This is a genomic window from Vampirovibrio sp. (assembly GCF_041737375.1).
GTDB lineage: Bacteria > Cyanobacteriota > Vampirovibrionia > Vampirovibrionales > Vampirovibrionaceae > Vampirovibrio.
This window is the reverse complement of the sequence record NZ_JBGSRV010000018.1, coordinates 31,230-45,577: the sequence shown is the minus strand read 5'-3', so window position 1 is coordinate 45,577 and position 14,348 is coordinate 31,230. Positions and strand designations below refer to the sequence as shown.

General features: G+C 51.3%; 15 protein-coding genes. 10 read left to right on the top strand and 5 right to left on the bottom strand.

Going from position 1 to position 14,348, the window contains the following annotated elements:
- The first annotated feature begins 92 nt into the window (after window positions 1-92).
- Genes xseA through glpK form a run of 3 tightly spaced genes read left to right on the top strand, consistent with a single transcriptional unit; the run spans window position 93 to window position 3,179 of the window.
- A complete protein-coding gene (gene xseA / locus ACEW81_RS11695) occupies window positions 93-1,409 on the top strand; it encodes an exodeoxyribonuclease VII large subunit (RefSeq protein WP_373533169.1) in 1,317 nt (438 codons plus the stop codon).
- Between the two features lie 32 nt (window positions 1,410-1,441).
- Entirely contained in the window at window positions 1,442-1,675 is a 234-nt protein-coding gene (xseB, locus tag ACEW81_RS11690; RefSeq protein WP_373533168.1) for an exodeoxyribonuclease VII small subunit, read from the top strand.
- Window positions 1,676-1,691: 16 nt separating this feature from the next.
- Window positions 1,692-3,179, top strand: a complete 1,488-nt coding sequence (glpK, locus tag ACEW81_RS11685) for a glycerol kinase GlpK (RefSeq protein WP_373533167.1) — start codon at window positions 1,692-1,694, stop codon at window positions 3,177-3,179.
- Here the strand turns inward: glpK and ACEW81_RS11680 are convergent.
- Entirely contained in the window at window positions 3,171-3,638 is a 468-nt protein-coding gene (locus tag ACEW81_RS11680) for a GNAT family N-acetyltransferase (protein ID WP_373533166.1), read from the bottom strand. The genes glpK and ACEW81_RS11680 overlap by 9 nt on opposite strands.
- Window positions 3,639-3,810: 172 nt before the next feature.
- Between ACEW81_RS11680 and ACEW81_RS11675 the strand changes: the two genes are divergently transcribed.
- The 4 genes from ACEW81_RS11675 to ACEW81_RS11660 all read left to right on the top strand — a co-directional run bounded on the left by ACEW81_RS11675 (window position 3,811) and on the right by ACEW81_RS11660 (window position 7,554).
- Window positions 3,811-4,614 carry a nucleotidyltransferase family protein gene (locus ACEW81_RS11675; RefSeq protein ID WP_373533165.1) on the top strand — a complete coding sequence of 268 codons (804 nt, stop codon included), beginning with the start codon at window positions 3,811-3,813 and terminating at the stop codon, window positions 4,612-4,614.
- Entirely contained in the window at window positions 4,611-5,576 is a 966-nt protein-coding gene (locus tag ACEW81_RS11670) for an NAD-dependent epimerase/dehydratase family protein (protein WP_373533164.1), read from the top strand. The genes ACEW81_RS11675 and ACEW81_RS11670 overlap by 4 nt, the downstream gene beginning before the upstream one ends.
- Before the next feature lie 49 nt (window positions 5,577-5,625).
- A complete protein-coding gene (locus ACEW81_RS11665) occupies window positions 5,626-6,630 on the top strand; it encodes an SDR family NAD(P)-dependent oxidoreductase (RefSeq protein ID WP_373533163.1) in 1,005 nt (334 codons plus the stop codon).
- A gap of 156 nt (window positions 6,631-6,786) precedes the next feature.
- Window positions 6,787-7,554 (top strand): hypothetical protein, encoded by a 768-nt coding sequence (locus ACEW81_RS11660; RefSeq protein WP_373533162.1) that lies wholly within the window; start codon window positions 6,787-6,789, stop codon window positions 7,552-7,554.
- 50 nt (window positions 7,555-7,604) lie between these two features.
- Here ACEW81_RS11660 and ACEW81_RS11655 read toward each other — a convergent pair whose 3' ends face one another.
- Genes ACEW81_RS11655 through ACEW81_RS11645 form a run of 3 tightly spaced genes read right to left on the bottom strand, consistent with a single transcriptional unit; the run spans window position 7,605 to window position 11,475 of the window.
- Window positions 7,605-8,897 (bottom strand): nucleotide sugar dehydrogenase, encoded by a 1,293-nt coding sequence (locus ACEW81_RS11655; protein WP_373533161.1) that lies wholly within the window; start codon window positions 8,895-8,897, stop codon window positions 7,605-7,607.
- Window positions 8,898-8,926: 29 nt separating this feature from the next.
- The gene (locus ACEW81_RS11650; protein WP_373533160.1) at window positions 8,927-10,282 is read right to left on the bottom strand and encodes a glycosyltransferase; all 1,356 of its coding nucleotides are present in this window, start codon (window positions 10,280-10,282) and stop codon (window positions 8,927-8,929) included.
- Entirely contained in the window at window positions 10,246-11,475 is a 1,230-nt protein-coding gene (locus ACEW81_RS11645; RefSeq protein ID WP_373533159.1) for a glycosyltransferase family 4 protein, read from the bottom strand. The genes ACEW81_RS11650 and ACEW81_RS11645 overlap by 37 nt, the downstream gene beginning before the upstream one ends.
- Window positions 11,476-11,823: 348 nt before the next feature.
- Here ACEW81_RS11645 and ACEW81_RS11640 point away from each other — a divergent pair, with 348 nt between their 5' ends.
- Window positions 11,824-11,952, top strand: coding sequence for a hypothetical protein (locus ACEW81_RS11640; protein ID WP_373533158.1), 129 nt, complete (start codon window positions 11,824-11,826; stop codon window positions 11,950-11,952).
- 156 nt (window positions 11,953-12,108) lie between these two features.
- Here the strand turns inward: ACEW81_RS11640 and ACEW81_RS11635 are convergent, their stop codons facing one another.
- Complete coding sequence (locus ACEW81_RS11635; protein ID WP_373533157.1) at window positions 12,109-12,714, bottom strand: type II secretion system protein; 606 nt, start codon at window positions 12,712-12,714, stop codon at window positions 12,109-12,111.
- A 344-nt stretch (window positions 12,715-13,058) separates the two neighbouring features.
- On the opposite strand from ACEW81_RS11635, the gene ACEW81_RS11630 reads away from it, so the two are divergent.
- Window positions 13,059-13,421 (top strand): hypothetical protein, encoded by a 363-nt coding sequence (locus ACEW81_RS11630; protein WP_373533156.1) that lies wholly within the window; start codon window positions 13,059-13,061, stop codon window positions 13,419-13,421.
- Window positions 13,375-14,148, top strand: coding sequence for an ERF family protein (locus ACEW81_RS11625; protein ID WP_373533155.1), 774 nt, complete (start codon window positions 13,375-13,377; stop codon window positions 14,146-14,148). The genes ACEW81_RS11630 and ACEW81_RS11625 overlap by 47 nt, the downstream gene beginning before the upstream one ends.
- Window positions 14,149-14,348 lie beyond the last annotated feature (200 nt).

The window sequence follows — 14,348 nt, the reverse complement described above, 5'->3', positions numbered from 1 at the left end:
AATGCGCTTTGGGGTTGCTCAAGCCTTTGGCATTGGGTTGTTCAGTTTGTTTTGTCTATAATGGTAGGGTCTGAAAAAGCGGAGCGGGCAACGTGCCAAAGCCAAAAGCATCCCATACAAAGCAACAGCAACTGGATTTTACCACCTTGCTGGCTGGAGATTTAAGCGGACCAGCCCCTCAGAAATCCAGTTATTCGGTGTCTGAAATTACCACCTTGCTGGAAGAGGCCATTGAGGCCCATCCCGCCCTGAGCGGTTCTATGGTGATTCAGGGAGAGGTTTCCAATGTGAAACGATCTTCCAGAGGGCATGTCTATTTCACCCTGAAGGATGAAGGCGCTTCCATTAGCTGTATTTTATGGGCCAGCACCGCCAATCGGCTGAATTTTGAGTTGCAGGACGGGCTGGAGGTGTATCTCACCGGGCGGCTGGAAATATACCGGCCCAGCGGCAATTACTCAATTGTGGGCAGCAAGATGGAACCCGTCGGGGTGGGCGCTTTGCAACTGGCCTTTCAGCAAATCAAGGCCCAACTGGAAGCGGAAGGGCTGTTTATGGAGGAATTCAAGAAAGAAATTCCTGAATTTCCTCAGCGAATTGGCCTGATCACCTCCTCTACCGGGGCGGTGATTCACGATATGTTGCGGGTGATTCGTCGAAAAAACCCCATGGTGGATGTCTTGCTACGGCCGGTCAAAGTGCAGGGAGAAGGGGCCGCTCAGGAAATCGCGGCGGCCATTCGGGAGTTGAATCATCCTCAGTACCAACTGGATATTTTGATTGTGGGCCGGGGGGGCGGTTCATTTGAAGATTTATTCTGCTTTAGCGAGGAAGCGGTAGTTCGTGCCGTGTTTGAAAGTGACGTGCCGGTGATTACCGGCATTGGTCACGAACCCGACTACGCCTTGGCGGACGCTGCCGCTGATTATTCCGCCTCTACCCCCACCGCCGCTGCGGACTGGGCGGTGCCAGACTTGCAAGCCATTATAGAAAATCACACCCAGCTTTCTCAAAATTTATTGGAATCCATGGCTGAAGTCATTTTGTATCATGAGCAAACCCTGGATTTGAACGCCACCCGCATGGTGGAGCTGCACGAAAGTTATCTGGAAACCTGTGGGCATCAACTGCTTCAGAAGCAGGAACGATTATTGTCTCGCTTTGATTTGGCCTTTCAGAAAAAAGAGCAGCAACTGGCTGAGGCCGCTGCGGTTTTGAATGCCTTAAACCCCTTAACCACTTTGGCCAGAGGTTACGGGGTGGCCACGGATTTAAAAGGGCAGGTCATTCAATCCATTCAGCAAGTAAAGACAGGCGACGCTTTTAAACTACGCCTTGCGGATGGCGCCCTGTCCGCCACCATTTCGGAAACTCACCCCATCGGGGCGGCTCCTGCCGTTTCCATGTAAGCATTATCCCAATGAATCAAGGACCTAAGATCATGACCCAATCGCTTCCCACTTTTTCAGAATCTTCACAGGCGCTGGAGGATATCGTTGATCGCTTTCGGGCGGAATCTTTGCCCTTAGAAGAGGCGCTGGGCTTGTTTGAGCAAGGCGTGGGCCATATCAAGGTTTGCCAAACCAAATTAACAGAAGCCAGAGGCAAGGTTGAGGAATTGGTGAAAACCCTGCAGGAAGATGGCGAAAGCGTGACCCGCCCGTTTGAGGCTTAATTTGAGGCTATAAGAAGTGAGTCGTTCCCATTTGTTGGTGTTTGATCATGGCACCACCAGTATCCGGGCCTGTATTATGGATGGCAGCGGGGCCATTATTGCCCGCGCTCAGCAAGGGTTTGAGCAAATTTATCCGCAACCCGGCTGGGTGGAACATGATCCCAAAACCCTGTGGGAGTTCACCTTGCAAGTGGCTCAGGCGGCTTTAACCACCGCCGGACTGGGCTGGGAAAACATTGCGGCCACCGGGTTAACCAATCAACGGGAAACCGTCATTTTGTGGGATCGCCAAACCGGAAAGCCGGTTCATAACGCCATTGTTTGGCAATGTCGGCGCACGGCGGAGGCTTGCGAGTTACTGAAGCAAAACGGTCATGCCGCCATGATTCAGCAAAAAACGGGGCTGGTGATTGACGCTTATTTTTCGGCTTCTAAAATTCAATGGTTGCTGCGTAACGTGCCGGAATGCCAAACCCTGCTGGCTGACAATCGGCTGTTGTTTGGCACCGTGGATACCTATATTTTGTGGCGATTGAGTGGCGGAAAATGCCATGTAACCGATATGACCAACGCCTCTCGCACCATGTTGTATAACATTCACCAGCGGGAATGGGATGCCGATTTGCTGGCCTTGTTTGACATTCCGAGAACTCTGTTGCCGGAAGTGATTCCGTCCAATCAGCGCTTTGGGGTGATGGATCTGGCTTTAACCGGAGGCATAGAAGTGCCTTTGGCGGGCATTGCGGGCGATCAGCAAGCCGCCTTGCATGGCCAAAAATGCTGGATGCCGGGTACCGCCAAAAGCACCTACGGCACCGGCGCTTTTTTGGTCATGAATACGGGGCAAACCCCGGTGCATTCGGCTCAAGGCTTATTAACCACCCTGGCCACCGATGCGGAAGGCCAACCCGCTTACGCTTTGGAAGGCGCCATTTTTTTTGCAGGGGCCGCTCTGGAATGGCTCAGCAAAAAACTGGACGTTATTGAGGACATGCGGGAGGTGGACACCCTGGCTGGCAGCATTCCCCACAATGAAGGGGTGTATCTGGTTCCCGCTTTTGCGGGCTTGGGCGCGCCTTATTGGGATGCCAACGCCCGAGGGGCCGTTTTCGGGATTACACAGGATACCGGCAAAGCCCATTTGGTGCGGGCCGCACTGGAATCCATGGCTTATCAAACCAAGGCGGTGCTGGATGCCATGCAAGTTGAAGCGGGATTGTCTCTGGAAACCCTGCGGGTGGATGGGGGCGTGACCCGCTCCAATGTGCTGGTTCAATTTTTGGCCGATATGCTGAATGTTCCGGTGGAGCGGGCCGATGACCCGGAGCTGACCGCCAAAGGGGCCGGTTATCTGGCGGGGTTGGCGGTTGGATTCTGGCAAAACCCGGAGGAAATTAAACAGCTGGCCGAGCAAACAGAACGCTTTGAGCCTGCCATGTCCGCACCGGAAAGAGCCCGTTTAATGCAGGGCTGGCAACAGGCGGTAAACCGGGTTTTAAGTTAGCGCTCGGGTCATACAGCGGTAGTGATCCGCTTCAAAGCCGGTACGTTCATACACCCGGATGGCCCGCTGGTTATTTTGGGCCACATACAGGCGAAGCTCTGGCGCGCCTTGTGATTTGGCGGCTTGTTCTATCACAGCCAGCAACCCTTCAAACATGCCCTGCCCTCTAAATGGGGGCTGGATATACAAACTTTGAATCCACCAGTAGGGGGCGTTGTTCCAATCGCTCCATTCCTCGGTAATCAGGGTGCAGCCAATCAGCTGGCTTTCCTGTTCAATCACCCAGTAAGTGCCCCGTTGGGGGTGGTTGAATACGGCCATCACCCCGGCTTGAAGGGTTTTCGGGTTTAGTTTAATTTGCTCGCTTTCCCAGGCCATGGCTAAAATCAGCTCAATTAAAGCCTCGCTATCCGCAGGCCGTGCCAGCCGGTATTGCAGGGTGCTGGTGTGAATGGTCATCTGGCGTGCAGTCTCCCAAAATATCAGTGCCCCCTTAGTGTATGATCCTTGCCTACTCCCAAACAAGATCAGCTAAACTGTCTTGGTCTTGCCCTGAAAACCAAGGGGTTTGTGGTATATTAGGCCAATCCTGTGTCCCTGTCTCATTGATCGTAAGCAATCCGTGACTGATATGACCGCTGTCCCCCCATCTTCCCTAACGCCATCATCTTCCAGTCGTCGAGCCATTATTTTGGCGGGTGGACAAGGCACCCGGCTGAAGCCCTACACCACCCTGTTTCCCAAAGCACTGGTGCCACTGGGAGAAATGCCGGTTTTGGAGCTGGTGTTGCGTCAATTAAAAGCGCATGGCTTTACAGAAATTACCTTGGCCGTTGGCCATTTGAGCGAGCTGATTGAAGCGTTTTTTGGGGATGGCCGCAAACTGGGCCTTTCGATAACTTACGCCCGTGAAGATCAACCCTTGGGAACCGCAGGCCCCCTGAAGGCCATGACCGACTTGCCCGAAAATTTTTTGGTGATGAACGCCGACATTGTGTCTGATATTAACTTTGGCGCTTTGTTTAATTTTCACTGTCAGGCCAACCCGTCAGAAGCACCCAATTTGGCAACCATTGCCGTTTACCGTCGAACTTCTAAAATTGATTTCGGGGTTTTGGAATTTGATAGCGACACCCATCGCATTCACAATTTTATTGAAAAGCCCATGCTGGAGCATTCCGTAAGCATGGGTATTTACCTGTTTAACCGGGCCATTCTGGATTTCATACCGGAAAACACTTTTTTTGGCTTTGATCAGCTCATGAAGCGCTTGATTGCCGAGCAGCAATCCATTCAGGCCTACCCGTTTAATGGGTATTGGCTGGATATTGGCCGGGTGGATGACTATGAAACCGCAGTCACCGATTTTCAAAACAAGCGGGAATTATTGCTGCCCACGGTGGTTGATCCTGTGGCGGAGTCGGCCCAACCATGAACCGTCGCATTCTGGTGACTGGCAGCACGGGGTACATTGGCCGCCATTTAACCCGCCAGTTGTTGGGTCTGCCGGAAACCGAGGTTTACGGTTTTAACCGCACCTACGATGAGAAACTGCCCGCCGCTCACTGCCTGGAAGGCAATTTGCTGGATGCCAATTTATTGCACTGGCTGGGGCAAATTCAGCCGCACATCATTTATCACTGCATTGGCACCAGTCCCAAATCTCCGTTTGAAAATCAGTTGCGGGTGAACGCCGAAGGCACCCGTCGTTTGTTGCAGGCGGTGATTGATAATGGCTTGAGGCCCCGTGTGATTGTTGTTGGCTCAGCGGCGGAGTATGGTTTGCGGGGCGAGGCGGTTGATGAAAACACCATTTGTCAGCCGGAAGGCGAATATGGGATTTCCAAGTTGGCCCAAAGCCAGATTGCCCAGAGCTTTGCCCGTCGCTACGATTTGCCGGTGGTGATTGCCCGTGTGTTTAATGTGTATGGCAACACCGAGCGCCATTTAGCCATCGCTTCTCTGGCCGCCCAAATTGTGCAGGCAGAAGTCTTGCAGCCATTGCCGTCCGAAATTCAGGTTTATAACCTCCGAAGCTGGCGAGATTTTATTCATGTGGATGACGTGGCCGGGGCTTTAATGGCCTTATCCGCCATTCATACTCAAAATGAACTAAGCGGGCAGGTCTATAACATTGGCTCAGGGATTAGCACCCCCATTAGCGCCGCTCTGGATTTGCTGCTGGCCCATTCAGCGCTGAGTAAAGACGCCCTGAAAACCGTGGCCTTAAAGCTGCACGGCTTGCAGCAAAAAGATGTCAGTTGGGCGGATATCACCAAAATTCGTCAGCATACCGGCTGGAAGCCTCAAGTCACGCTTGAGCAGGGCCTGCGCCGAGAGCTTCAGTACTGGCGGGCCAACATTGGGGATACGCTGCCCCTGGTTCAATCAAAATAGGGTTCTATTCGGGAGATCATTCAGTCATTCAGCAAAAGGGTTTTACCACATGGATTTAAGGAATCAGTCAGTCTTGGTAACCGGGGCCGGTGGCTTTATCGGTAGTCATCTGGTGGAAGCTTTGTTAGAGCAAGGCTGCCAGGTTCGGGCCATGATTAAATACAATTCCCGAAACGATTGGGGCAATCTGGAAGCTTTGCCGGATGCCTTGAAAAACCGGCTTGAAATTATGGCTGGCGACATCACCGATCCCTTTTTTGTAAGAGAGGCTGTGAAAGGGTGCAAAGCTGTTTTTCACCTGGCGGCCCTGATCGGGATTCCTTATTCCTACATTGCCCCTCAGCATTATGTCAACGTGAATGTGCAAGGCACCTTGAATGTGCTGGAAGCCTGTCGTCAGGAAGGCGTGGAAAAACTGGTGCATACCTCCACCAGTGAAACTTACGGCACCGCCCGCTACACGCCGATTGATGAAGCCCACCCCCTGCAAGGGCAATCGCCCTATTCCGCCAGCAAAATCGCCGCCGATAAAATGGCGGAGAGCTACTACTTGTCCTTTGATTTGCCGGTGGCCACCATTCGGCCCTTTAACACCTTTGGCCCCCGTCAATCGGCCCGAGCCATTATTCCCACCATCATCAGTCAGGCCTTAAAGCATGCCCAAACGGGTGAGCCGATTAAAGTGGGTTCTTTAACCCCGCAGCGAGATTTTACCTTTGTGAAAGATACCGCTCAAGGGTTTATCCGGGTGGCGGAATGCGATGCCAGCGTGGGGGAAACCATTAACATAGGCAACGGTCAAACCCAAACCATTGGCGATACCTTGCATTTAATATTGGATATTTTAGGACAACCCCACGTTCCGGTGGTGACTGATGAACAACGAGTGCGCCCCGAAAAAAGTGAAGTGGGACTGTTGCTGGCCGCTAACCAAAAGGCCCGGCACTTGCTAGGCTGGACCCCGCAGTTCAGCTTTCGGGAAGGGTTGGCATTAACCATTGACAGCGTGGCCGCATCACTGGAACAGTACAAAACGGGCGTTTATAACGTTTAAACGCCCATTAAACAGTTTAAACCGGTCAAAAAACTTGCTTGGCGGCCTTATTATCAGCTCTCTGTCGCAGGTTTGATTGAGCCGTGATCACTTTTTGAAAGCACTCTGTTTTCAAATAGACAGTTCATTGGCCCGTCGGGCAAGGAGTTGTTTGTTATGTCCATCAATCCAGCTACCCATCCGCAGGGCCGTTTCTCAACCCATGTTTCAGAGGGTGAGTCTCGGGCAATGTCCTATAAGCTGTTCAAAAGCCTATTCGCTTTGCGGAATAATGGCCATCTTCCGCGCTTTAGATATGAAGATATAAACAAAGACAGTGCGGCTGTTGATGTGTTTACCGCCCTGAAATCAGGGGCGCCTTTGAGTATTACCCCTGCGGAAATTGCGCTGATTGAATATGAAAATGCATTGAAAACTTACCCGAAATTGGCGGCGACTGCGTACAACGATGCCATTAAAAATATTTATCTGAATTTTACGAATGAAAGAAAACGCTTTTTAGAAAAATTCATTCAAGACGATGGTCATTATGACCTCTCTGAATTTGGCAAAGCCCTGAAAAAGGATTTTGCCAAAAGCATCCAGTCTGACTTAAATCAGAATGGATTAAAGGCGGGATTAAAGGTTTTAAGAGAAGAGAAATCGGCGGAACTGTTCAATCAATCCGCTGAGTATCCAGAAACCTTGCGGCGTTTGGTTGCCGCTTTGGATATTCCTGAGCAGAATGACAAAGGGTGGAATTTAACCGCTCAGGCGTCCAGAGCTGGACATTCAAAACTGGCAGAGGGCTTTGAAAAAGCTGGTTTTGGTCCTGATTTGCACGCCAAGGCTATGGTTAATTTCGCCCATGCCATGACTGGTCACACCGATGCCCAGAAATCCAAAGCCTTAAAAGAATTGCTGGGCGCCATTCCACTGAGTTAAGGCAGCCTGTGCTGCCCTAACCTGGAACGCAGGTTCTTCTGAAGCCGGATTTAAAAAACATGCACGCGTGGGGTCCGCATTACCTGGTGCAGCTCTGGCTCTTGATCTCGAATCACTTCCAAAATGGCGGAGTGGCCCACCAGAACCGCTAAATAATCAGCGTTTTTGGCGGCATGGAGCAGTGTCGTTTCCGAATACTCCGGCAACAAGGGATCAAAGGTCACCACGTCAATGCCTTCTGCTTTCAGCAGGGCCACCACTCGCATGGCGGGGCTTTCACGGGTATCTCCCACTTCTGGCTTGTAAGAGAGGCCTGCCAGACAGATTTTTGGGTTTTGAATATCCTGAACCGCAGTCAGGATTTTTTGCACCGTGTATTCGGGCATGCGATCGTTCACCAGCCGGGAGGTGGAAATTAAGCGGGTATTGATGGGAGAGGCTTCCACAAAGAACCAGGGATCAACCGCAATGCAGTGCCCCCCTACCCCAATGCCGGGTTTCAGCAAGTTGACACGGGGGTGCATGTTAATCAGCTCACGGGCTTCCGTAATGTCCACCCCGTACTCATCGGCCAAAATCGACAGCTCGTTGGCCAGCGCAATGTTCACATCCCGGAAGGTATTTTCAGCCAGCTTGCAGAATTCGGCGGTAATATCATTGGTAACGTGCAACTGCCCCTGCATCACCTGCCCAAGCAGGGTGCGGCCCAAAATGGAGGCTTCCGGGGTGGTTCCGCCAATCACCCGGTCGTTGTGGATTAACTCATAAGTGGTGTTGCCTGGCAGTACCCGCTCCGGGGAGAAGCACAGGTGGATATCTTCCCCTACCCGCAGGCCGGTTTCGGCTTCAATCATGGGTTTTAACACGTTGCGGGTGGTGCCGGGAGGTACCGTAGACTCCAGAATAACAAGGTTACCGGGCTTTAGAACCGGTAAAATAGAAGCGGTGGCTGCCCGCACCATGGAAAGATCACAGGTTTTATCAGCATCGTGAATGGGGGTGGGAACCGTAATTAAAAAGACATCGGCTGGCTCGGGTTTGGCAGAGGCTTGGAAATTCCCTTCTGCGGACACTTCCGACCACCAGTCGGACAGCTCGGGATAGACGTCTCCCACTTTGGAATTTTGAATGTTGCCCAGTACCCGTTCGCTGACATCCACCCCTTGCACGGAATAATCATGTAAGGCAAACAGCAAGGCGGTTGGCAAGCCCACATAGCCGAGTCCCACCACGCAAACGCGGCGATAGGAAAGGGCCAAAGCCGCCCAGTTTTCGGAAACGGCTGGATGGGAATCGTTGACTACCACGATTTCAGGATTGTCGGTAACGCTGCACACATTCATGAAAATAAGCTCCGCTATGAGGTAAAGAGTTAATGAGCCACCGGGCTGAGGACTTGATTGGCCAGTTGTTGATACATTGTAATCAAACCCTGGGCGGTTTGCTTCCAATTGTAATGATCGATGACGGCTTGATGACCCCGCAAAGCCATTTCACGGCGCACATCGGGACGATTGTAAAGCATGCGAATCAAATCAGCCAACATGGCCGCATCGCCGGATTGATAAACCAGCCCGCCGCCAGTTTCTTCAATATAACGCTGTAAAGGAACGGCATTGCTGGTGATCACTGATTTTTTGAGTAAGTGATAGAGGTATACCTTGTTTGGAAAGGTGGCGTTGGTGTGATCGTTCACAATATGAGGGCATAAACAAATGTCGCTGGCCTCAATGTAAGTTACAAAGTCGGTTTCATCCAGCCAGCCGGTAAAATGAACCCGGTCTTGCAGGCCCGCCGCCACAATCATGGGCTCCAGGTAGTGATAGTAATGATCCCGAATGGCTCCAGCCCCGATAAAGCGCATTTCTGGGATTTCGTCCTTCAGAATGGCCATGGCTTCAATAATGGTTTGAATGCCCCGGTGCTTATCGTTCAAATGCCCAACGTAAGTCAGTACAAAATGGGGCCGATATTGTCGAACCACGTCCTGATTGACGGGGGCCGCCAGAAACTTCTCAACATCCACCGTGTTTTCAAGAACCAGCACTTTTTCGGGGGGAACCCCTTTGGCCAGCAGACGCTCTTTGGCCTCGGCTGCCACTGTAATCACCTGAGAGGCCCGCTGAATGGAAGCTGATTCAATTTTATCCCAGCGAAGCCGCTGCTTTTCGCCTTTTTTGGGGTTGTTTCGGCCCCGCATCATTTGCATCAGGGCGGGATAGTTTTCGTGTAAATCCGCCACCAATGGCAATCCGTAGCGATGGGCCACACTTTGGCCGGTATCCACCAAACGCAAATCGTGGATGTGCAAAATTTGAATGCCGTAGGACTTCACAAACCGATGGATCAGGGTATGCCACACCGTATCGATATTTTTAAAGTGATGAAAGTAGTTCTTGACCAGTCCCTTGTATAAAAAGCGAGAGGTTTTGCTGGAAAAAGGCAGTTGAATCCGCACTTCCTGCGGGTTGACCCGGTGGATGTAAAAGCCCAGGTAGGCTTCGTCATTCAAGGTCCCTTGCAAAGGGCTATTGGCAGAGGCGTCTCTGGATTCTGGCAAGGCGACGCACAGCAAATGCACTTCAAAACCGGCCTCGGTCAAGGCCACGGCTTCGCGCTCCACACGGGCATCGGGCGGGAAGGACTGATCCAGCACCATGCCTATTCTGATTTTTCGGGGAGCGGGTTGGGTTAAAACTGATGACGATTCATCGCCGACTGATAACATTCTTGCAGCATCCTGATTTGAGTCTCAATGTTAAACCGTTCACAAACCATCCGTCTAGCGTTTTGACGAATTGTTTCGAGTTTCCAGAATGTACTGGTCAAAGGCTCAATCATATCGGCCAGCGCCCACACATCACCGGGGGGATACAGCCAGCCGGTTTCCTCATGCTCGATAATTTCTGGGATTCCGCCTGCGTTGGCCCCAATGCAAGGCACTCCGTTGGCCATGGCTTCAATCACCACCCGGCCAAAGGGTTCATTCACCGAAGGCACCACCAGCAAGTCCAGCACTTCGTACATGGGGGTCAGGTCTGATTGATAGCCCAGAAACACCACGGCATCCGCCAGCCCTTCGTGCTGAACCATGGCCTGAATGCGCTCTTCGTAAGGGGCATCCACAAAACTTCCGGCCACCAGTAGCTGAAGGGCGTAACCCCGCTGCCGCAAAATGGCCAGAGCGGCCAGTAGTTCGTGCAATCCCTTGCCTGCTGATAGCCTGCCAATGTACCCCAGGCGGAACACATCCTGCTCGGCCACCCGCAGCGAAGCCAGAGACAGGGATTTCATCATGGCCCGCTGGTGATCGTTCCACAGCAGCAGGGAGGGCAAGTTCTGAAAGGTCATGGCGTTGTAAATCAGGCGATATTTGTCCGGGTCTTCCTCCACACAGGGACCAAACTGATCGCGCACCGCATGGGAAATACAGATGACCTGATCGGAAAAACGGTCAATAATGCGCCTGCTCAAGGCCCGGCCCAGCACCATGTGAAATTTGGGGTTTTTTTCCATAAACAGTTCCCGAATATGCCATACGTGGGGAACGCCCGCCAAGGCCGCCGCCAAGGCCCCTTCTAAAGAGACTGTTACATTGGTGTGAACCAGGTTTATTTTTTCCCGGCGAATGGTATTAAACAGAAGCCAGGTGCGTGGAAAGGCGGAAGCCACCAAGCTGATAACATCCCCGATTTTTTGAAGCCAGTTGCGAGGATCGTGTTTGACCCACTGCAACCGCTGATGCCGGAGTACCTGCACATTGGGATAGCTTTCCAGCACGGCTTGCAAAGGGCCGGAGCGGGCCATGGAGACGAAGCACTGGTAATGTTCTGGCGGTAAATGGGCCACTATCAGGCTTAAACTGCGTTGAGAGCCGTATAAATCCCCGTCATGGCAAATAAACAGAATTCTCTCGGACAAGCCCGTCTCCTTTTGCCAGAATCCCTGAAAACACTCTAGCTGAATGATATGTAACCCAAAATAGCCCGAAACAGTCAACCCAATGGAGAATCTTTATAAATTCTTTAACCCTCAACCCTTCAGAACCGTTTCTTTTTGCCGAACAGTTCACTATAATAGGCTAACAAGGTAATTGTTTTGGTGGCTGAAGCGCATTAGACTGAACTCGGAATTTGAAATGCCTTCCTGTTGTTTCAACAGTTGTCGTTAATTTTTTTAGGTGAGAGTCTGGTTAAAACATTCAATCAATTGGCACATTTATTTTCTTAGGATAGTTAGAGCATTTAAGTACGCGAACAGGATGGAATTGTGGCACAGACTGACATTGTCCGCCAGGTTAAACAAATGACGCAAACCAAACCGGTTTCCCGCATTCAGCGAGAGTTTGCCCGCATGCGTGGGGCCTTCTCCGATTTTTTCTATTTGTTTTTCCTCTAAAAAGCGTTAGCAGGGTATTACGGAATGGGATAAGGGTCTGTTTAATTCAAAGTAACCCTATCTCTTCAATTACAGAATACAGAAAAACCATCCTGATTTTTGGGTCAGAATGGTTTTTTTATGGGCAATGATAACGCTCAGTGCCACCGGGGGCGTTTAATCCCAACTGAACCAGGGAGGAATATAGACAGAATCAGGCGTTCGAGAAGTAGCATTACTGTAGGTGGGGTTGGTAATTTCTCCCCGTGTGGCTACTCGGCCATTAGTGGCGTACAGATAAAGCTCAATCATCTTACCATTGTTATTGGTGGTGTTGTCGGTTAACACCCCATCGGGATCGACTTGGAAAATGACTGCGTATCCAGGAGCAACCTGGCCAAAAGATTCATCATCATAAAAACGAATGCGCGCCCCATTATGAAGAACCACACAAGGCTTGGTGTTATTGCAAGCGGCAGAACTCGATGTAGTATAATGGTAATCCACTAATGTTCCGCTGGTATCCAAACTGGCGTAGTTCAGGTAAGGGATTAAATCGGAGGGTTTAAAGGCGCCTGTGACCTGATTGTCTTCCCGGTATTTGGTGTAGGCCGATGAAATGAGGGCGGCGGCCATTTGTACCCGGTATTTATAATCGCGATACTGCATGGTGGTTAACACTTTGGAAATGCCAAAGGTGGCGATAATGCCCAGCAGGGTTAAGGCCACCAGTAATTCTGCCAGCGTAAAGCCTGAATGTTTGGGGTTAAGCCTTGAGCGCATGTGGTTTTAATCTCTTTTAATTCAATAGGGCTTCTCCACCCTTATTATCGGCCCGCCTGCTTTAAACTTGAATTGGCGGTAAAACCAAAGCCGCCGCCGGTCAAACCTGAGCGGTTCCGCATGCCGGTTCGCTGGCCCGCCTGAAATCGAAAATTCGTTCTAACAGATTGGAACTTTGTGCGAGAAGATGCGATCTATTAGAAGTGAACCACTGTGTAAAATCACCGACCTCAGTCCTGCTGGCTTCGGCCAATCTCCATTCACTGCCTTGAATTTGTCGCCAAAGCGGAACGCTTCAGCCATCCATTTTTTTAAAAGCGCATATTTTGAAAGTGAGTATTTCCATGCCATCACCGTGCCGGGTGCTGCAAATTTTTAGCGATCAGAGCGCCTTAAGCGATCTGGATTGCTTTTATTGCGAGGGTCAAGGCGGCATTCGCGTATTTGACCCGGAAACCGGCCATGAACTTCAGGATTGTCCTCACTGCCAAGGCAGCGGATACAACTTGCTGGGCCTAATCATCCGGGGACTGCTTCAACCCCCGCAAGGCGGTTATGGACCGCAGGCGCTTCAGGATATTTTGCGGCAACCGCCAGCCAGCGCCAGCCGTGCCAACGAATCCGCCCATTTTTTACCGGGCAAACAGGAGGGCTATGCACATGACCATTCCCAAGTCCGCCACCAAAGCGCACGGACTGTACGCTAAAATTCTGGCCGTGCAACAGGCCATTGATACCGTTCCCAAGCGAGGGTTTAACGCCTTCCATAAATATCATTACGCCACCGAAGCCGATATTTTAACAGTCAAAGAGGCCATTAACAGCAACCATCTGGTGGTGCTGCCCACCGTGCTGGATCAACAAACCGGCATTAAGCCGGATGGCAAAAGCTGGGCCTCGGTCACCCTGTTATTCCGAGTGGTGGATGTGGACAGCGAGGAAGCCATAGAGTCTCAGTTTACGGGTTATGCAGAAGATAATTTTGACAAAGCCATTTACAAGGCCATGACCGGGGCCAATAAATATTTCTATCTCAAGTTTTTCGGCATTGCCACTGAAGATGACCCGGAACGGGAAGATGCCCCAGCGCCAACTACCAGCGTAAACCGGGGCCAACCCCCAGTCCGATCGCTGAACGCACCCGTGGCCAGTGGCTCAGTGGGCGGCAGTCGCATGCCTGAGTCTGCCGATGGTGAGGCCCTGAATAAAGCGGACAACGCCGCAGATTCCGAAAAACGCAATGAAGCGCTGATAAACGCCAATAAAATTCTGGCCTTGCAAAAGCAATATGGGCTAAGCAATGAGGCGGTATTAAGGGTGGGCGAAATGGCGTCTATCAGAGAATTGGCCGAAGCCGGAAAGTCCGATGAACTGGCGGCGGCTTATAAAAAATTGCTTCGCTACGCCCAGCAACCCGTCAGTCAAACTTCTTAAGCCAGGTGCCTACGTTGAAAACAACCCTTAACAGCTTCGTTGGTCTAAGGTATATCCCCTGTTCATTCGGTTAATGGCCGAATGGGTGGGAACATTTACGGTTGGCAACCATCTTATTGTTATGACTATGGCTTCACCGGCTTTCAAAACGGCATTGGTAGTTGATGCCGAACACGGTGGGGTATCTGTGTCTGATTCGT

Excerpts from the sequence above, each read along its gene's own strand:
- ACEW81_RS11665 (WP_373533163.1), top strand. The coding sequence starts at position 5,626 with ATGGATTTAAGGAATCAGTCAGTCTTGGTAACCGGGGCCGGTGGCTTT.
- ACEW81_RS11630 (WP_373533156.1), top strand. The coding sequence starts at position 13,059 with ATGCCATCACCGTGCCGGGTGCTGCAAATTTTTAGCGATCAGAGCGCC.
- ACEW81_RS11655 (WP_373533161.1), bottom strand. The coding sequence starts at position 8,897 with ATGAATGTGTGCAGCGTTACCGACAATCCTGAAATCGTGGTAGTCAAC.
- xseB (WP_373533168.1), top strand. The coding sequence starts at position 1,442 with ATGACCCAATCGCTTCCCACTTTTTCAGAATCTTCACAGGCGCTGGAG.
- ACEW81_RS11625 (WP_373533155.1), top strand. The coding sequence starts at position 13,375 with ATGACCATTCCCAAGTCCGCCACCAAAGCGCACGGACTGTACGCTAAA.
- ACEW81_RS11635 (WP_373533157.1), bottom strand. The coding sequence starts at position 12,714 with ATGCGCTCAAGGCTTAACCCCAAACATTCAGGCTTTACGCTGGCAGAA.
- ACEW81_RS11675 (WP_373533165.1), top strand. The coding sequence starts at position 3,811 with ATGACCGCTGTCCCCCCATCTTCCCTAACGCCATCATCTTCCAGTCGT.
- ACEW81_RS11650 (WP_373533160.1), bottom strand. The coding sequence starts at position 10,282 with ATGTTATCAGTCGGCGATGAATCGTCATCAGTTTTAACCCAACCCGCT.
- ACEW81_RS11670 (WP_373533164.1), top strand. The coding sequence starts at position 4,611 with ATGAACCGTCGCATTCTGGTGACTGGCAGCACGGGGTACATTGGCCGC.
- ACEW81_RS11680 (WP_373533166.1), bottom strand. The coding sequence starts at position 3,638 with ATGACCATTCACACCAGCACCCTGCAATACCGGCTGGCACGGCCTGCG.
- ACEW81_RS11660 (WP_373533162.1), top strand. The coding sequence starts at position 6,787 with ATGTCCATCAATCCAGCTACCCATCCGCAGGGCCGTTTCTCAACCCAT.